Annotated in this window: 16 protein-coding genes; 9 read left to right on the top strand and 7 right to left on the bottom strand. The window is 61.7% G+C overall.

The features are described from left to right. Window positions 1-11: 11 nt before the first annotated feature. Entirely contained in the window at window positions 12-1,145 is a 1,134-nt protein-coding gene (locus QM694_RS09445) for an aminomethyltransferase family protein (RefSeq protein WP_415006684.1), read from the bottom strand. Between the two features lie 163 nt (window positions 1,146-1,308). Between QM694_RS09445 and QM694_RS09440 the strand changes: the two genes are divergently transcribed. After that, window positions 1,309-1,671, top strand: a complete 363-nt coding sequence (locus QM694_RS09440) for a cupin domain-containing protein (RefSeq protein ID WP_415006683.1) — start codon at window positions 1,309-1,311, stop codon at window positions 1,669-1,671. 176 nt (window positions 1,672-1,847) lie between these two features. On the opposite strand, the gene QM694_RS09435 is transcribed toward QM694_RS09440, so the two are convergent. After that, window positions 1,848-2,858: a dimethylarginine dimethylaminohydrolase family protein gene (locus QM694_RS09435; protein WP_415006682.1), complete on the bottom strand. Its 1,011-nt coding sequence runs from the start codon at window positions 2,856-2,858 to the stop codon at window positions 1,848-1,850. 115 nt (window positions 2,859-2,973) lie between these two features. Here QM694_RS09435 and QM694_RS09430 point away from each other — a divergent pair, with 115 nt between their 5' ends. The 8 genes from QM694_RS09430 to QM694_RS09395 all read left to right on the top strand — a co-directional run bounded on the left by QM694_RS09430 (window position 2,974) and on the right by QM694_RS09395 (window position 11,709). After that, a complete protein-coding gene (locus tag QM694_RS09430) occupies window positions 2,974-3,660 on the top strand; it encodes an HAD family hydrolase (RefSeq protein WP_415006681.1) in 687 nt (228 codons plus the stop codon). 29 nt (window positions 3,661-3,689) lie between these two features. Further along, the gene (locus tag QM694_RS09425; RefSeq protein ID WP_415006680.1) at window positions 3,690-4,646 is read left to right on the top strand and encodes a sugar-binding transcriptional regulator; all 957 of its coding nucleotides are present in this window, start codon (window positions 3,690-3,692) and stop codon (window positions 4,644-4,646) included. Between the two features lie 84 nt (window positions 4,647-4,730). Further along, window positions 4,731-5,933 (top strand): GTP-binding protein, encoded by a 1,203-nt coding sequence (locus QM694_RS09420; protein ID WP_415006679.1) that lies wholly within the window; start codon window positions 4,731-4,733, stop codon window positions 5,931-5,933. Between the two features lie 211 nt (window positions 5,934-6,144). Next, entirely contained in the window at window positions 6,145-7,446 is a 1,302-nt protein-coding gene (locus QM694_RS09415) for an ABC transporter substrate-binding protein (RefSeq protein WP_415006678.1), read from the top strand. An 88-nt stretch (window positions 7,447-7,534) separates the two neighbouring features. Next, a complete protein-coding gene (locus tag QM694_RS09410) occupies window positions 7,535-8,398 on the top strand; it encodes a carbohydrate ABC transporter permease (RefSeq protein ID WP_415006677.1) in 864 nt (287 codons plus the stop codon). A 3-nt stretch (window positions 8,399-8,401) separates the two neighbouring features. After that, on the top strand, window positions 8,402-9,232 hold the full coding sequence (locus QM694_RS09405; RefSeq protein ID WP_415006676.1) for a carbohydrate ABC transporter permease: 831 nt from the start codon (window positions 8,402-8,404) through the stop codon (window positions 9,230-9,232). Continuing rightward, a complete protein-coding gene (locus QM694_RS09400; RefSeq protein WP_415006675.1) occupies window positions 9,232-10,233 on the top strand; it encodes an ABC transporter ATP-binding protein in 1,002 nt (333 codons plus the stop codon). Before QM694_RS09405 ends, QM694_RS09400 begins: the two co-directional genes overlap by 1 nt. Before the next feature lie 6 nt (window positions 10,234-10,239). Beyond that, window positions 10,240-11,709 carry a mannitol dehydrogenase family protein gene (locus QM694_RS09395; RefSeq protein WP_415006674.1) on the top strand — a complete coding sequence of 490 codons (1,470 nt, stop codon included), beginning with the start codon at window positions 10,240-10,242 and terminating at the stop codon, window positions 11,707-11,709. Window positions 11,710-11,741: 32 nt separating this feature from the next. Here QM694_RS09395 and urtE read toward each other — a convergent pair whose 3' ends face one another. From urtE to urtA, 5 genes are read right to left on the bottom strand one after another with little or no spacing between them, the layout of a single operon-like run. Further along, on the bottom strand, window positions 11,742-12,437 hold the full coding sequence (gene urtE / locus QM694_RS09390) for an urea ABC transporter ATP-binding subunit UrtE (protein ID WP_415006673.1): 696 nt from the start codon (window positions 12,435-12,437) through the stop codon (window positions 11,742-11,744). Between the two features lies 1 nt (window position 12,438). Beyond that, on the bottom strand, window positions 12,439-13,200 hold the full coding sequence (gene urtD / locus QM694_RS09385; protein WP_415006672.1) for an urea ABC transporter ATP-binding protein UrtD: 762 nt from the start codon (window positions 13,198-13,200) through the stop codon (window positions 12,439-12,441). Beyond that, complete coding sequence (gene urtC, locus QM694_RS09380) at window positions 13,197-14,327, bottom strand: urea ABC transporter permease subunit UrtC (protein WP_415006671.1); 1,131 nt, start codon at window positions 14,325-14,327, stop codon at window positions 13,197-13,199. The genes urtD and urtC overlap by 4 nt, the downstream gene beginning before the upstream one ends. Continuing rightward, window positions 14,324-15,943 carry an urea ABC transporter permease subunit UrtB gene (urtB, locus tag QM694_RS09375; protein ID WP_415006670.1) on the bottom strand — a complete coding sequence of 540 codons (1,620 nt, stop codon included), beginning with the start codon at window positions 15,941-15,943 and terminating at the stop codon, window positions 14,324-14,326. The genes urtC and urtB overlap by 4 nt, the downstream gene beginning before the upstream one ends. 60 nt (window positions 15,944-16,003) lie before the next feature. Beyond that, window positions 16,004-17,302 carry an urea ABC transporter substrate-binding protein gene (urtA, locus tag QM694_RS09370; RefSeq protein ID WP_415006669.1) on the bottom strand — a complete coding sequence of 433 codons (1,299 nt, stop codon included), beginning with the start codon at window positions 17,300-17,302 and terminating at the stop codon, window positions 16,004-16,006. Window positions 17,303-17,326 lie beyond the last annotated feature (24 nt).

The raw sequence follows: 17,326 nt of genomic DNA, 5'->3' as shown, positions 1-17,326 counted from the left end.
CAGACGAATTCCTATCCAACCGCCGTCCGCTTCTTCTTCTCGGGATCATCGAAGGTGATGGTATGGGCGATCGCCTTGGCCTTCAGGTTCTTGCCCTTCACCTCAAGCTTTGTGCCCTGCTTCGCGTAAGGCACATCGACGCGCATGATCGCCATGCTCTTCTTGGTCAGCTTGGAATAGCTGGGGCAGGTGATGACGCCCACCTTCTTGCCATCCGCCCACACCTCGTCGCCAAGGTCGGCGGGGCCGTCCGCATCGATCAGGAGCCCGAAAATCTTGAAGCGCTCCTTGCCCTTGAGACGTGCATGTTCCTCGGCACCCCGGAAGCCGGTCTTGCCGGGGCTCACGGTGAAGTCGAGGCCCAGTTCCCACAGGCTGTCGCCCGGCTGTTCGTTGGCGAAGGGATACATCTGCGAATTGTCATAAGGGTAGAACAGCAGATAGCTTTCCACGCGAAGCATATCGAGAACCGAGAAGCAGCAGGGGATGATGCCCATGTCCTTGCCTTCAGCGAGGATGGTATCCCAGATCTTGCCGGCATCCTGGCCGCGGCAGAAAATCTCATAGCCGCGCTCGCCGGTGTAGCCGGTGCGCGAGATCATTACCGGCGCGCCGAACAGCGTCGTCTGCATGTGGTGGAAATATTTGAGATCGCGGATGCCCGGCACATGCTTGGCGAGGAAATCAACGGCCAGCGGCCCCTGCAGCGAAAGATCGTGCAGGTCATCATCGAAGAGAACCGCCACGTTGCGGCCCGCCGCCTGCTTCACCACTTCCTCATGCGCCGAGCCCGAGCCGTGTACGAGCATCCAGGAATTGGGCCCGGTGCGGTAGACGATGCAGTCGTCAGTGAACATGCCGCGGTCGTTCAGCATGCAGGCATAGACGGATTTGCCGGGATAGACCTTCGTCATGTCGCGCGTGGTGATGTATTCGAGGATGGCGATGGCGTGCGGCCCGACGAGATGCACCTTCTTGAGGCCAGAGACATCCATCAGCCCCGCCTTGGTGCGCACCGCGATGTGCTCGGCGTAAATGTCCTTGTCATAGGTCCAGGCGGTGCCCATGCCGCTCCAGTCTTCCAGCTTCGAGCCGAGCGCCCGGTGACGGTCGCCAAGGGCAGAAAATCTCCAGCTCAGGGGCATGCGTTCCTCCGATTATATTTCATGAACGGAAACTATTGTTCCTGACTGTAACGGGAAATACTGGCGTTGCAAGAGACTTCATGGCAGATTTCCAACCGGCTGGCACCGCCAGCGTCTAATGATTATCTGCCGTTTTCATGCTGTTGAGGAAGGGCCTCTCCCCATGCGCGACGTCAAGCCGCAAGACCGCCGGATCGCCAATATTTTCGAGGCTGATTACAAGCCCTTCGTGTTCGACGACGGATTGCAGCTGGGCGATGAGGTGCTGCAACTGAACGATGACGCGCCGCTGGGCATCGGCTTCCACGTTTACCGCATGCCCCCCGGCATGACGACGCGCCCGCACCGCCACAATGGCCATGAGCAGTTCCTGATCCTCGAGGGCGAGCTGATCGAGAATGACGGCACGGTGTTCAGGAAGGGCGATCTCGTCTGGCTGCGTGACGGTACGGAGCATTGCTCCCACACCCCCAACGGCTGCCTCCTCGCCGTCCACATCGCAGCACCCGAGACGACAGTGGAGTGAGTTGATGTCCTCGCACCGCGATAGCGGGGAGAGGAAAGGGGCCTGTCGCAACGCGATGGGATAGGAGAGGGGCCAACGGATGTTCTCACAAAGAGACCGGGTGCCCCTCTTCTCCCCCATCGCAAGAGCGATGGGTCCCCTTCTTCTCCCCGCTCGCGCGGGGCGAAGACAAATTGTTACACCTGATCCCGCCTCAGCGGCGTGGTCGAGCAATGGATGCCGCCGCCGTTCTTGTGCATGGCGGCGTAGGGGATGGTGCTCCAGGTCACGCCGTGGCTTGCCAGCCGGTCGAGGGTGCGGTTGGTGGCGCCTTCGGGGATCAGCAATTTGCCGGGGGCGATGGCGAGGGAATTGTTGATCCACGGATCATCCGCCGGATCGAGTTCCACAAGCCTCACGCCCCGCGCCTTCAGCTCTTCCATGAAATCATAGGGAAGCCCGAAGGGGTTCACCAGCGCCAGATCCTTGTCGATCATCAGGAAGGCGCAGTCGATGTGGATGTCATAGCCGGTGAGCGGAATGATGAGCAGTTCCACGCCCTGCCGCTTCAGCACCTCGCCCACCTGTTCCGCGCCCTCGCGGTTCACGCGCACGCCCACGCCGATCACGGCGGTGGTTGAATTGATCCACGCGAAGCTGCCGCCTTCCATGATGCCGGTGCCGGAAATGGTGCGGAGGATCGGCACGCCGATCTTCGCCAGCGTGCGGGTGATCGCCAGTTCCTCGCCCCGCCTTATGCGCGCCCCCATGCGGCAGACGATGGCGCCGCCCTTCACCATGATCAGCGGATCGCGGGTGTAGCAGGATTTGAGCCTGGTGCTGTCGACACCCTCGACGTGATGCACGTCGATGCCTGCGGCTTCCAGCGCCTTCACCATGGCGTCGTGCTGGGCTTGCATCTTGGGAATATCGGGCGGCGTATCGGACTGGAAATACCATCCGGCTTTGAGGTCGCCGTAAGACCCGATCTCGGCGATGCGCTTGGCCGGATCGACGATTTTCATTTCAGGGCCGGGCCGGTGCACGAGAATGCTGCGGATCTGCCCCACATCATTGTCGATGCCCCACACCTTGCCCCAGTGCTGCGTCAGCTCGCCGTCATCCTCGAAGGGTGGGGAGGCTTCGGCGGCGAACATCTTGATGGTCTGGTTGTAGATCCAGTGGGGATTGGCGTCGTTCGGCATCATGGCTCCTTGTGATCGATTGAGTGTTGCACAGGCGCAGGACGATTGCCAATGCAGGGCTGGCGCTCACCGGCAACATGGCGGACAATGTGCGTGAGCGTTGGGAGGCGCTAAAGTTTTGAGCCGGTTTGAACTGGTCATCTTCGATTGCGATGGCGTTCTGGTGGACAGCGAAATGCTGAGCGCCTCGGTCCTCATGGGCATGATGCAGGAGGAGGGGCTTCCCGTCACCACGGAAACCTTCCAGCGCGATTTCCTTGGCCGCAGCTTTGCCTCCGCTGCCACGCGCGTGCTCGAACGCTTCGGCCGCCCGCTGCCGGATGATTTCCAGATGCGCTACCGCGCCCGGCTGCTCGCCAAGATGGAGAAGGAACTGAAACCCATGGCGGGGGTGAAAGAGGTGCTGGACAACATGACGGCTCCCTATTGCCTCGCCACCAGCAGCAGCATCGAGCGGCTTACCGTGTCGCTCGCGGCCACGGGCCTTGCGCCTTATTTCGAAGGTCGGTGCTTCACCGCCGCGCAGGTGAAGAACGGCAAGCCCGCGCCCGATCTCTTTCTTCACGCCGCGGCGCGGATGGGCGCTGATCCTTCGGCCTGTCTTGCAATCGAGGACAGCGAAATGGGCATCCGCGCCGCGCAAGCCGCAGGGATCGCCGTCTGGCATTTCGCGGGCGGAGCCCATATCCATGCCGGATACCGCCTGCCGAATGAGCTTCATCCCGATGAGGTGATCCATGGCATGGATCAGCTTGGTAAGTATTTTTCCAAATTGGGCCTTTGCCGCGCCGCGCCCGGCGGATAAGACAGGCCGCACTTCAAGGATAACTGGCCGTGGCCCGCAGGACAGACATCGAAAGCGACAGGCTTGATGACGCGGCGCGCGCCGGCTGGCTCTATTACATTGCAGGCAACACGCAGGACGAGATCGCCCGCAAGCTTGGCGTGTCGCGGCAGACGGCGCAGCGCCTCGTGTCGCTAGCGGTGAGTGAAAAGCTCATCAAGGTCAGGCTCGATCATCCCATCGGGCGCTGCATCGAATTGTCGGAGCGGCTGAAACAGGCCTACTCTCTCGGCTTCTGCGAAGTGGTGCCCGCCGATCCGGAATCGACCTCTGAAACCGTGGGCGTGGCGCAGGCAGCGGCGGCGGAGCTTGAGCGTTATCTCGTCTCCCGCCATCCCGTCATCGTCGCCATGGGCACGGGGCGCATGCTGCGCGCCATGGCCGAGCAGGTGAGCCCCATGGATTGCCCGCAGCACAAGGTGGTGTCGCTGGTCGGCAATATCGCGCCCGACGGATCGGCCTCGCAATTCGACGTGGTGAGCCGCGTCGGCGAGCGCGTGAAGGCACCGCATTATCCCATGCCGCTGCCGGTCATCGCCAATACCGTGCACGAAAAATCGCTGCTGCTGGCGCAGAAGACGCTGCGCAACGTCATCGAGCTTGCGCATCAGGCGGATGTCACCTTCGTCGGCATTGGCACGGTCGATGAAAGTGCCGCCCTTCTGCGCGATGGCTTCGTGCGCCCGGATGAGGTGCGGGCTTTGGTGCGCGGCGGGGCGGTGGGCGAAATCGTCGGCTGGGCGTTTGATTCCGAAGGCCGGCTGATCGAGGGCCTCACCAATGATCGCGTGCTGTCGGTGCCGCTGGAGCAGCCGGTGACGCGGCAGGTGATCGGGCTGGGCATGGCGATCCCAAGGTTTCAGGCCATTCGCGGCGCGCTGCGCGGCAAGCTGATTAACGGCTTGATCACCAACGAGCGAATGGCCGGGCTTTTGCTATCTGACTGAGCAAAAAGCTCATTTCTCAATGCTCTTGTGTCCCGTGCCGAGAATGATATGTTATGTTATAACGTATCATATTGGATTGCTTCCATGCCCGACTCCCGCCTTCCTGTCACCGTGCTGTCCGGTTTTCTCGGGGCCGGAACAACCACGCTTCTCAATCATGTTCTCAACAACCGCGAGGGACGCCGAGTCGCGGTCATTGTGAATGATATGTCGGAAGTGAATATCGACGCGGACTTGGTGCGTGAGGGCGCTGAACTTTCGCGATCGGAGGAAAAGCTGGTCGAGATGTCCAACGGCTGCATTTGCTGCACGCTGCGTGATGATCTGCTGAAGGAAGTCCGCCGCCTCGCCACCGAAAAGCGCTTCGACTACTTGCTGATTGAATCGACCGGAATTGCCGAACCCCTGCCGGTCGCCGCAACCTTCGACTTCCGCGACGAAAACGGCGTCAGCCTTTCCGATGTCGCCCGGCTCGACACAATGGTGACCGTTGTTGACGGCGTGAATTTGTTGCGCGACTTCTCAAGCCACGATTTTCTTTCCGACCGCGGCGAAAGCCTGGGTGAGCAGGACAATCGCACCCTTGTCAACCTGCTGACCGACCAGATCGAATTTGCCGATGTAATTGTGCTGAACAAGGTCTCGGACAGCACCCCGGCGCAGGCCGATGCGGCGCGCAAGATTATCCGTGCGTTGAATCCCGATGCGCGCCTTATTGAGGCTGACCGCTGCAAAGTGGCGGCGGAAGCCATCTTCGACACCGGACTTTTTAACTTCGCCACGGCCCACGAGCATCCGCTTTGGGCGAAAGAGCTCTATGGGTTTGCGAACCACACGCCGGAAACCGAAGAGTACGGCATATCGTCCTTCGTGTATCATGAGCGCAGGCCTTTCGATCCGTCGAAGGTCTACAAGGTGCTGAACAGCGCCCTGCCTGGCGTCATTCGCGCAAAGGGCCACTTTTGGATCGCCACGCGGCCGGACTGGGTTGCCGAATTTAGCCTTGCCGGGGCTTTGTCGTCTGTGACGCCGCTTGGCCGCTGGTGGTCTTCTGTTCCTGCCGAACGCCTGCCGCAACATCCGGATGCGCAGGCTGAAATCGCGAGTCACTGGGCAGAGCCCTGGGGCGACCGGCGCCAGGAAATTGTCTTCATCGGGGCGGGCCTGGATCGTGAAGCAATCAGCGCCGCGTTGAATTCTGCTCTCGTCAACGCAGAGGATTTTGTGCCCCAGGCTTGGGCAAAAATGCCTGATCCCTTTCCACCATGGGGCCAACAGCCCGGGTAAACCACGCAGATTTCTGTCTTGAGGCCGGCGGCGTCATAAAACGATCCGTCTTTTCAGATAGCTGCTGAATTTCTCGCATCTGCGCTGGGGTTCGCGCGCGCAATAGGTGCGCCGCAGCGACGAATCTGCATTGACTTTAGGCAATCTCGATTCGAGTATCTGCCCGCGAAGTTGGCAAAAGCCCAACTCCAATGCCCAATGGGAGGACTTCATGAAATCAGCCGTCACGGGCGTGTTTGGCGCCCTGCTGTTCGCAACCTTGGCCACCACTGCCCTGGCCGATACCACCCTCACCATCGCCACCGTGAACAATGGCGACATGATCCGCATGCAGAAGCTCACGGATGACTTCACCAAGTCCAATCCGGACATCAAGCTGCAGTGGGTGACGCTCGAAGAAAACGTGCTGCGCGAGAAGGTCACGACAGATATCGCCACCAAGGGCGGCCAGTTCGACGTGCTGACCATCGGTACCTATGAAGTTCCGATCTGGGGCAAGAAGGGCTGGCTCCTGCCGCTCACCCAGATTGACGACCCCGATGATCTTCTGCCCGCCATCGCCGGCGGCCTGACGGTCGATGGCAAGCTGATGGCGTCGCCCTTCTACGGCGAAAGCTCGATGGTCATGTACCGCACCGACCTCATGGACAAGGCCGGGCTCAAGATGCCCGACGCGCCGACCTGGGATTTCATCCGCCAGGCCGCCGACAAGATGACAGACAAGGCCAATGGCATTTACGGCGTTTGCTTGCGTGGCAAGGCTGGCTGGGGCGAGAACATGGCCTTCCTCACCGCCATGTCCAACTCCTTCGGCGCGCGCTGGTTTGACGAGAAGTGGACGCCGCAGTTCGATCAGCCGGAATGGAAGAACACGCTCAAGTTCTATCTCGACCTGATGAATGCCGATGGCCCTCCGGGGGCGTCCTCCAACGGCTTCAATGAAAACCTGGCGCTGTTCAACTCCGGCAAGTGCGGCATGTGGATCGACGCCACGGTGGCGGCCTCCTTCGTGACCGGCAAGGATTCGACGGTGGCCGACAAGGTTGGCTTCGCGCTGGCGCCTGACAATGGCCTCGGCAAGCGCGGCAACTGGCTGTGGGCATGGTCGCTCGCCATTCCCGCCGGTTCGCAGAAGGAAGAGGCGGCGCAGAAGTTCGTCTCCTGGGCGACCAGCAAGCACTACACGGAAATCGTGGCGGCGGCGGAAGGCTGGGCCAATGTTCCTCCGGGCACCCGCAAGTCGCTCTACGCGAATCCGGAATATGCCAAGGTGCCCTTCGCCAAGATGACGCTCGACTCGATCAACTCGGCTGACCCAAACCATCCCACCGTCAAGCCGGTGCCCTATGTCGGCGTGCAGTTCGTGGCGATCCCCGAGTTCGCCGGCATTGCCACCAATGTGGGGCAGATCTTCTCGGCAGCCTTGGCTGGCGACAAGTCGCTGGATGACGCTCTTGCGGAAGCGCAGGATGTGACAACCCGCGAAATGACGAAGGCTGGTTACATCAAGTAGCCATCTCCCATGGTAACTGGGCTGCCCGGCCCTCGAAGCCGGGCAGTCATTTCGGCCCATCGTCCACGGCGTCCAGACGAGGTTTTCCATGGCCACGCAGCAAACCCGCACACTCGGCAAGATTGCCGTCGCTCCCTCGGTCATCGTGCTGTTCCTGTGGATGATCGTGCCGCTGGCGATGACCGTCTACTTCTCATTCCTGCGCTATAATCTGCTCGAGCCCGACAACACGGGCTCCGCCGGCTTCAGCAACTACTATTACTTCCTCACCGATCCCGCCTTCTTCAAGGCGATGTTCAATTCGCTGAAACTCGTCGGCTGGGTGCTGGCGGTCAGCGTGGCCGGCGGAACGCTGCTGGCGCTTCTGCTCGATCAGGCGATCGTCGGGCGCAATTTCGTGCGCCTCATGTTCATCGCGCCCTTCTTCGTCATGCCCACCGTCAGCGCGCTGGTGTGGAAGAACATGATGATGCACCCGGTCTCGGGCTTCCTCGCCTGGCTCATGTCCTTGTTCGGCCTGCCGCCCATCGACTGGTTCGCGCATTATCCGATGACCGCCATCGTCATCATGGTCACCTGGCAGTGGCTTCCCTTCGCCACGCTGATTTTACTCACGGCGCTGCAATCGCTCGATGAAGAGCAGAAGGAAGCCGCCGAGCTTGACGGCACGCCGCCGCACAAATTCTTCTGGTACATCGTGCTGCCGCATCTCGCGCGCCCGATGACGGTGGTGGTGCTGATCGAGACGATCTTCCTGCTCAACGTCTTCGCGGAAATTTATGTCTCGGGCTCGGGCGGCCGGGCAGGCAATCTCCCCTACATCGTCTATCAGTACGGCCGCATCTCGAACGACATCGGCGGCGCTTCCGCCGGCGGCATTATCGCGGTCATCCTCGCCAACATCGTCGCATTCTTCCTGATGCGGATGATTGGCAAGAACCTGGAGGCCTGAACCATGGCGCGCGCAATCTCCACCCGCCGCAAGGTGTTCTTCAGCGTGCTGGCCTGGGCCACGGGCTTCATCATGTTCTTTCCGATCCTGTGGACCATCCTCACCAGCTTCAAGACCGAGGGTGACGCCATCACGCTGCCGCCCAAGTTCCTGTTCTTCAACTGGACGCTGGAAAACTATGGCGTCGTGCAGGAACGCTCCGACTATCTGCTCTTCGCCTTCAACTCCATAGTGCTGGCGCTGGGCTCAACACTCTTCGCGCTGATCCTCGCCGTTCCCGCCGCCTGGGCCATGGCCTTTGCGCCGGGCAAGCGCACCAAGGATCTGCTGATGTGGATGCTCTCCACCAAGATGATGCCGCCAGTGGGCGCGCTCATCCCCATCTATCTCATCTTCCTCAACCTGCATCTTCTCGACTCGCGCGGCGGCATCATCACCGTGCTGATGCTGCTCAACCTGCCGATCGTCATCTGGATGCTCTACACCTATTTCAAGGAAATCCCGGGAGAGATACTCGAAGCCTCGCGCATGGACGGCGCGTCGATCGGCAAGGAACTGCTCTATGTTCTGGCTCCCATGGCCATCCCCGGCATCGCGTCAACGCTGCTGCTCAACATCATCCTGGCCTGGAATGAAGCATTCTGGACGTTGAACCTCACCACCAAGGATGCAGCACCCCTCACGCAGTTCATCGCCTCATACTCTTCGCCCGAGGGCCTGTTCTGGGCCAAGCTCTCGGCGGCCTCCACCATGGCGATCGCGCCCATTCTGGTGCTCGGCTGGTTTGCGCAGAAGCAACTCGTACGCGGCCTCACATTCGGAGCGGTGAAATAATGGGCACAATCTCACTCAAGAATGTCCGCAAGGCGTTTGGCGACGTCGTCATCATTCCCGGCGCCAATCTTGATATTGGCAGCGGCGAGTTCGTGGTGTTCGTCGGCCCCTCGGGCTGCGGCAAGTCCACGCTGCTGCGGCTGATCGCCGGGCTTGAAGACCTCACATCCGGCCAGGTCTTCATCGACGGCAAGGACATGACGAATGCCGCGCCTTCGGAGCGCGGGCTCTCGATGGTGTTCCAGTCCTACGCGCTTTATCCGCACATGAGTGTCCGCAACAACATCGCCTTCGGCCTCAAGATGGCGGGCGCGCCCAAGGCCGAGATCGATGCGAAAGTGGCGAAGGCCGCCCAGAGTCTGAACCTCACGGATTACCTCGACCGCAAGCCCCGCCAGCTTTCGGGCGGGCAGCGGCAGCGCGTCGCCATCGGCCGCGCCATCGTGCGCCAGCCAAAGGCCTTCCTGTTCGACGAGCCCCTGTCGAACCTCGATGCGGCGCTGCGCGTCAACATGCGGCTGGAGATCATGCAGCTTCACCAGCAATTGGGCGCGACCATGATCTATGTCACGCATGACCAGGTGGAGGCCATGACCATGGCCGACCGCATCGTAGTGCTGAACCGCGGCAATATCGAGCAGGTGGGCTCGCCGCTTGAACTCTATAACAAGCCGGACTCACTGTTCGTCGCAGGCTTCATCGGCTCTCCGAAAATGAATTTCATCACCGGTGACGAGGCGGGCAAATACAAGGCGGCCACCATCGGCATCAGGCCGGAACATATCGCGCTGTCGCCCAAGCAGGGCACATGGGCCGGCAAGATCGAGCTTGCCGAACATCTCGGCGCCGACACCTTCCTGCATGTGGATGGCGGCAAGCTGGGCCGCCTCACCGTGCGCGCGGCCGGCGAATATCCCGATGGCCCCGGTTCCGCCGTGTGGATGACGCCCGACACCAGCCGCATCCACCGCTTCGGCGCGGACGGCAAGGCAATCCGGTGATCTGACATGACAAAGCTTTCGCTCGCCAACCTGCCGAAGATCGCGGCCAAGGCCCAGGTGCCAAAATACAAGCGCGCGGCGCAGAAAGCCGGCATTCAGCACATCGGCGTGGGCAATTTTCATCGCGCGCATCTGGGCGTCTATCTCGACGACCTCTTCAACACCGGGCTTGATCTCGACTGGTCGATCATTGGCGCCGGCGTCATGCCCAGCGATGCGGTGATGCGCGAGAAGCTGAAGGAGCAGGACTATCTCACCACCATCGTCGAACAGGACAATGAGGTGAGCCACGCCCGCGTCACGGGGCCGATGGTGGATTTCATTCCGCCCGGCGCCCGCGAAGCGCTGATCGCCGCGATGACCGATCCCGCCATTCGCATCGTCTCGCTCACGGTCACGGAAGGCGGCTACATGATCGACCCCGCCACGGGCAAGTTCGACCCCAACCATCCCGCCATCCGCAAGGACGCCGCCAATCCGCAGGCGCCGGAAAGTGTGTTCGGCCTCATCCTCCTGGGCCTCGCGCGGCGGAAGGCGAAGGGCCTTGCCCCCTTCACGGTGATGTCCTGCGATAATGTTCCGCACAATGGCGTCGTCACGCGCAATGCCATCGCCGGGCTGGCAAGGCTCTACGATCCGGCGCTGGCCGATTGGGTCATGGCGAGCGTTGCCTTTCCCAATGGCATGGTGGACCGCATTACGCCTGCCACCTCCGACCGCGAGCGCGAGATGACGCGCAGCATGTTTGGCATCGAGGATAACTGGCCGGTGTTCTGCGAGGAGTTCAAGCAATGGGTGGTGGAGGACCGTTTCTCCATGGGCCGCCCCCAGCTTGAAAAAGTTGGTGTCACCTTCGTGGATGACGTCACGCCTTATGAGCACATGAAGATCCGCATTCTCAATGGCGGCCACGCCATCATCGCCTATGCCGGCGGGCTGATGGACATTCACTTCGTGCATGAGGCGATGGAAAATCCGCTGATCCGCGCTTTCCTCGACAAGGTGGAGAAGGAAGAAGTCATCCCCACCGTGCCGCCGGTGCCAAACACGGATTTGGGCGATTATTACAAGCTCATCGTGCGGCGCTTCTCGAACCCGAAGATCGGCGACACCATCCGCCGCCTCTGCCTTGACGGGTCGAACCGCCAGCCCAAATTCATCGTGCCGCCGATTGCCGAGCAGTTGAAATCAGGCGGTAGCATCGCCGGGCTGGCGCTCGAGTCGGCACTCTGGTGCCGCTACTGCGCGGGCACGACCGATAGCGGCAAGGTGATCGAGCCCAACGATCCCAACTGGGCCAAGCTGCAGGAACTGGCGAAAGCCGCCAGGGGCAATCCCGATGTCTGGCTGGGCATGCAGGATATCTACGGCCATGTCGGCAAGGACCCGCGCTTCCGCGATGCCTTCCACAAGGCGCTCAGTGCCGTGTGGAAGAACGGCGCTGCGGCCACGATTGAGGCTTATCTGAAGGGGTAGCTTTCTTCTTCTCCCGCAGGGAGAGAAGCTTTTTACACCGTCAGGAATGCCTTAACCTCTTGGCCTTCCAGTGCCACGCGTTCGCCTTCCAGCACGGTCTTGCCGCGGTTGAGAATGATGAAGTTGTCGGCCAGCCGTTTGGCGAATTCGAAATATTGCTCGACCAGCACGATGGCCATGGTGCCGCGGTCGCGCAGCAGGGCGATGATGCGCTCGATGTCCTTGATGATCGAAGGCTGGATGCCTTCGGTCGGCTCATCCAGCAGCAATACGCGCGGGCGCGTCACCAGCGCGCGGCCGATTGCCAATTGCTGCTGCTGCCCGCCGGAGAGGTCGCCGCCGCGCCGGTGCAGCATGTCCTTCAGCACCGGAAACAGCTCATAGATTTCGAGTGGAATGCTGCGGTGTTCGCGCGGCAGGCAGGCGAAACCCGTCTTGAGATTTTCTTCCACCGTCAATTGCGTGAAAATCTCGCGGCCCTGCGGCACCAGCGCGATGCCGCTCCGCGCGCGTTCGGCGGAGGGCAGCTTCGTGATGTCCTTGCCGTCGAAGGTGAGCGTGCCCTTCCGCACCGGCGTGAGCCCGGCAATGGCGCGGATGAGGCTGGTCTTGCCCACCCCGTTGCGGCCCAAGATGCAGGTGACCTTTCCGGCTTCAGCCACAAGGCTCACGTCCGAGAGTGCGCGGCTGGCGCCGTAGTAGAGATCGATCGCATCAACCTTCAGCATCTCAGCGCCCCAGATAGACTTCGATGACGCGCTGGTTGTTCTGCACGCTGTCGAGGCTGCCTTCGGCCAGCACAGAACCCTCATGCAGAACTGTCACGCGCACACCGAGCGCCCGCACGAATTCCATGTCGTGTTCCACAACGACCACCGAGCGTGTCTGTGCGATGTCGCGCAGCAGCATGGCGGTTTTTTCCGTTTCGGCATCGGTCATGCCGGCCACGGGTTCATCCACCAGCAGAAGATCGGGCTCCTGCATCAGCAGCATGCCGATTTCCAGCCATTGCTTCTGGCCGTGGGAGAGGCTGCCCGCCAGCGTGGCGAAGGCGGGCTTGAGGTTGATGCGCTCCAGCGTGGCGATGATGCGGTCGCGTTCTTCGGAGGTCATCTTCCAGGTGAGAGTGGCCAGCGGCGAGCGGTTGGCCTTCAGCGCCAGTTCGAGGTTGTCCCATGCCGTGTGGCTTTCAAACACCGTTGGCTTCTGGAACTTGCGGCCAATGCCGAGATTGGCGATCGCCGCCTCGTCATAGCGCGTGAGATCAAGATTGCGGAACACCACGCGGCCCGTATCAGGCTTGGTCTTGCCGGTGATGACATCCATCATCGTCGTCTTGCCCGCGCCATTGGGGCCGATGATGGCGCGCATTTCGCCCGCCCCCACGTCGAGGCTCAGATTGTTCAGCGCCTTGAAGCCATCGAATGACACCGTCACGTCGCCCAGATAGAGCAGCGTCTCGGCATGCTGGGGTTTTGCGCCGGCGCTCATTCCGCGGCCTCCGGTTCAGGAATGGCAGGCGTTTCCTTCTTCAGGCGGCTCCAGCCGGCGAAGACTCCGGCCAGCCCCTTCGGCATGAACAGCGTCACGAAGATGAAAAGCCCGCCGAGCAGGAACAACCAGGCATCGGGCAGAACGCCGGTGAACCAGCTCTTGGCGGCGTTCACAACAACGGCGCCCAAGGCCGCGCCCCACAGCGTTCCCCGCCCGCCGAAGGCCGTCCAGATCACCGTTTCGATAGAGTTTTCCGGCGAGAACTCGGACGGGTTGATGATGCCCACCTGCGGCACGTAAAGCGCGCCCGCAATGCCCGCCATGATGGCCGAAACGGTGAAGACGAAAAGCTTGTAGTGCTCGACGCGGTAGCCGAGGAAGCGGGTGCGCGATTCCGCATCGCGGATGCCGATCAGCACGCGGCCCAGCTTCGAGGCCACGATTATCCGTGCAAGGATGAAACATACGCCCAGCGCCAGTGCCGAGAGCGCGAAGAGCGCGGCGCGGGTTTCGGTGGCGGAGACGGGATAGCCGAGAATGTCCTTGAAATCGGTCAGGCCGTTGTTGCCGCCGAAGCCCATGTCATTGCGGAAAAAGGCGAGCAGCAGCGCGAAGGTCATGGCCTGGGTGATGATCGAGAGATAGACGCCGGTCACACGCGCCCGGAAGGCGAACCAGCCGAACACGAAAGCGAGGATGCCGGGCGCCAGAATAACCATCAGCACCGCGAAGGGAAAATGCGCGAAGCCATACCAGTACCACGGCAGCTCCTGCCAGTTCAGGAACACCATGAAATCCGGCAGGTCGGGGTTGCCATAGACGCCGCGGTCGCCGATCTGCCGCATCAGATACATGCCCATGGCATAGCCGCCGAGGGCGAAGAAGGCGCCATGCCCAAGGCTCAGGATGCCCGCAAATCCCCAGACGAGATCGACTGCCAGCGCCAGCAGCGCATAGCAGAGATATTTGCCGAGCAGGGTGACGAGATAGTTCGGCACGTAGAAGGGCGAGCTTTCGGGCACCAGCAGGTTCAGCGCCGGCACGGCGATCATGATGATGGCCAGCACGGCGAGGAAGATGCGCCCGGCCGGGGTGAGAAGCGGCGAAACCGGCGGCGAAATCATGCGTCGACCCAGCGGCCCTTGAGGGCGAAGAGGCCGCGCGGGCGTTTCTGGATGAAGAGGATGACGCAGATCAGAATAATGATCTTGCCCAGCACCGCGCCGGCGACGGGTTCAAGGAATTTGTTGGCGACGCCCAGCGTCATGGCGCCCGCCAGCGTGCCCCAGAGATTGCCGACGCCGCCGAACACCACGACGAGGAAGCTGTCGATGATATAGCCACGCCCAAGGTTCGGGCTCACATTGTCGATCTGCGACAGCGCCACGCCCGCCAGCCCGGCGATGCCGGAGCCGAGGCCGAAGGTCAGCGCGTCCACCATGTTGGAGCGGATGCCCATGGCATTGGCCATCTGGCGGTTCTGCGTCACGGCACGCATCTGCAGGCCGATCGGCGACTTGCGCATCAGCAGCATCAGCCCGGCGAATACGGCAAGCGAAAACAGGAGAATGACAAGGCGGTTGAGCGTCAGCGACAGGCCATCAACGATTTCAATGGAGCCGCTCATCCATGACGGCGTGCTCACTTCCTGATTGGTGGGGCCGAAGATGGTGCGCACCGCCTGTTGCAGGATCAGCGAAATGCCCCAGGTGGCGAGCAGCGTTTCCAGAGGCCTGCCATAGAGAAAGCGGATGATGCCGCGTTCGATGGCAACGCCCACGCCGCCTGAGATCAGGAAGGCCATGGGCAGCGCCATCAGAAGTGACCAGTCCATCAGGCCGGGGAAGGATGTGCGGCAGATGTCCTGGATCACATAGGTCGTATAGGCGCCCAGCATCACCATCTCGCCATGCGCCATGTTGATGACGCCCATCACGCCGAAGGTGACGGCAAGTCCGATGGCCGCAAGCAGCAGCACGGACCCCAGCGAAAGCCCGTACCAGACGTTCTGGATCACGGCGAACACCGCGAGGCTTTTCTCGATCGACGCCACGGCGGCGAGGGCGGCTGATTTCAGGGGCTCCGGCGCGGTACTTGCGAAATTCGAGAGCAGCGCCACGGTGTCCTGATCGCCGTGCTTGGAGAGCCGTTCGATGGCTGCCAGCTTGTCGGCATCGGGAAGCGCGCTGCCAAGCGTGGCGGCGGCCGCTGCATCGCGCATCAGTTCGGCGATGGCCGGATCGCTCTCGCGTTCAATCGCTTTGGTGAGCGCGGGGAGCGCTGAAGGGTCGCCGGATTTCAGGATGGTGAGCGCCGCGTCTCGCCGCACCTTGGGATCGGATGAAAATAGCGTGAGACCGCCCAGCGCATTGCTGATCTTTTCACGCAGCGCATTGTTGACCTTGATCTTCTCGAGATCGGTCTTGGCCGCCTGGCCTTCCTCGGCTTGCGTCAGCGGATTGAGCAGGATCAGCACATCGCCCGAAGGCTTGCCGATGAAAACCTTCTGGTCGGCCTTCCGCGCATAGAGATTGCCGTCGGAGAGCGCCTGAAGCACGGGCACCACGGCTGGATCGCCGGTTGCGGCCAGCGAAACGATCACCGCCTCGCGGTCCTTGAACTGGCCCTTGGGCAGTTGATCCACGAGCGCCGCCAGATCCTCTGCGGCCACGGCGATCGCGGGCAGGATCAACAGGGCAAGGAGAGTGACGAGCGAAGCCAGAAGCTGCCGCAGGCGCATGAACCATCCTGTTTGTGGAGGATGGGAAGCGGCACATGCCGCCTCCCTGTTATGTCAGCGTCAGCCCTTGCCGCCGCACTTTCCTGTCTTGACGTTGAAGTTGCCGCAGCTCAGCGGCTTCCGCCAGTCGGAGATCAGGTCCTTCGAGTCGGGCAGATAGTCGGACCATTCGTCGCCCATCACCAGGCCCGGCGTCTGCCACACCACGTCGAACTGGCCGTCGGCCTGGATTTCGCCAATGAACACCGGCTTGGTGATGTGGTGGTTCGGCATCATGGTGGCATAGCCGCCCGTCAGGTTCGGCACCGAGACGCCGATGATGGCGTCGGACATGGCGTCGGTATCGGTGGTGCCCGCCTTGGTCACCGCCTCGACCCACATGTTGAAGCCGATGAAATGAGCTTCCATCGGATCGTTGGTGACGCGCTTGTCGTTCTTGATGAAGGTCTTCCAGTCCTTGATGAAGGCCGCGTTGACGGGCGTATCGATGGACATGAAATAGTTCCAGGCGGCGAGATGGCCCACCAGCGGGGCGGTGTCGATGCCGGCCAGTTCTTCCTCGCCCACCGAGAAGGCGACGACGGGAATGTCGGTGGCCTTGATGCCCTGGTTGGCCAGCTCCTTGTAGAAGGGCACGTTGGCGTCGCCGTTGATGGTCGAGACCACGGCGGTCTTCTTGCCGGCGGAGCCGAATTTCTTGATGTCGGCGACGATCGACTGCCAGTCGGAATGGCCGAAGGGCGTGTAGTTGATCATGATGTCGTCGGCGGCGACGCCCAGCTTGTCCTTGAGGTACGTCTCGAGGATCTTGTTGGTGGTGCGCGGATAGACATAGTCGGTGCCCGCCAGCACCCAGCGCTTCACGCCGCCATCGGCCAGATAGTCGACGGCCGGAATGGCCTGCTGGTTCGGCGCGGCGCCGGTGTAGAACACGTTTTTCGAGCTTTCCTCGCCCTCATATTGCACGGGGTAGAAGAGCACGCCGTTCAGCTCCTCGAACACCGGCAGCACGGATTTGCGCGACACGGATGTCCAGCAGCCGAACACGGCGGCGCATTTGTCGGCGGAGATCAGCTGGCGGGCCTTTTCGGCGAAGAGCGGCCAGTTGGAGGCAGGGTCCACGACCACGGCTTCCAGCTTCTTGCCAAGCAGGCCGCCCTTGGCGTTCTGCTGTTCGATGAGCATCAGCATCACGTCTTTCAGCGTCGTTTCGCTGATTGCCATGGTGCCGGACAGTGAGTGAAGAATGCCGACCTTGATCGTCTCGCCCTCGGCAAAGGCGAATTGCGGATGGCCGCCCACCGCCGCCACCGCGGCCAGCGCCACGGCTGATTTCAAAAGTCCCCGCCTGCTTATCATTGGATCGTCCCTCTCCTGCGCTTT

The sequence above is a fragment of the Aestuariivirga sp. genome, from assembly GCF_047602625.1.
Classification (GTDB): Bacteria; Pseudomonadota; Alphaproteobacteria; order Rhizobiales; family Aestuariivirgaceae; genus Aestuariivirga.
This window is presented reverse-complemented; position numbering and strand designations above follow the sequence as displayed.

Coding starts and splice junctions, on each gene's coding strand:
- QM694_RS09445 (WP_415006684.1), bottom strand. CDS start 1,145: ATGCCCCTGAGCTGGAGATTTTCTGCCCTTGGCGACCGTCACCGGGCG.
- QM694_RS09440 (WP_415006683.1), top strand. CDS start 1,309: ATGCGCGACGTCAAGCCGCAAGACCGCCGGATCGCCAATATTTTCGAG.
- QM694_RS09435 (WP_415006682.1), bottom strand. CDS start 2,858: ATGATGCCGAACGACGCCAATCCCCACTGGATCTACAACCAGACCATC.
- QM694_RS09420 (WP_415006679.1), top strand. CDS start 4,731: ATGCCCGACTCCCGCCTTCCTGTCACCGTGCTGTCCGGTTTTCTCGGG.
- QM694_RS09415 (WP_415006678.1), top strand. CDS start 6,145: ATGAAATCAGCCGTCACGGGCGTGTTTGGCGCCCTGCTGTTCGCAACC.
- QM694_RS09410 (WP_415006677.1), top strand. CDS start 7,535: ATGGCCACGCAGCAAACCCGCACACTCGGCAAGATTGCCGTCGCTCCC.
- QM694_RS09405 (WP_415006676.1), top strand. CDS start 8,402: ATGGCGCGCGCAATCTCCACCCGCCGCAAGGTGTTCTTCAGCGTGCTG.
- QM694_RS09400 (WP_415006675.1), top strand. CDS start 9,232: ATGGGCACAATCTCACTCAAGAATGTCCGCAAGGCGTTTGGCGACGTC.
- QM694_RS09395 (WP_415006674.1), top strand. CDS start 10,240: ATGACAAAGCTTTCGCTCGCCAACCTGCCGAAGATCGCGGCCAAGGCC.
- urtE (WP_415006673.1), bottom strand. CDS start 12,437: ATGCTGAAGGTTGATGCGATCGATCTCTACTACGGCGCCAGCCGCGCA.
- urtD (WP_415006672.1), bottom strand. CDS start 13,200: ATGAGCGCCGGCGCAAAACCCCAGCATGCCGAGACGCTGCTCTATCTG.
- urtC (WP_415006671.1), bottom strand. CDS start 14,327: ATGATTTCGCCGCCGGTTTCGCCGCTTCTCACCCCGGCCGGGCGCATC.
- urtB (WP_415006670.1), bottom strand. CDS start 15,943: ATGCGCCTGCGGCAGCTTCTGGCTTCGCTCGTCACTCTCCTTGCCCTG.
- urtA (WP_415006669.1), bottom strand. CDS start 17,302: ATGATAAGCAGGCGGGGACTTTTGAAATCAGCCGTGGCGCTGGCCGCG.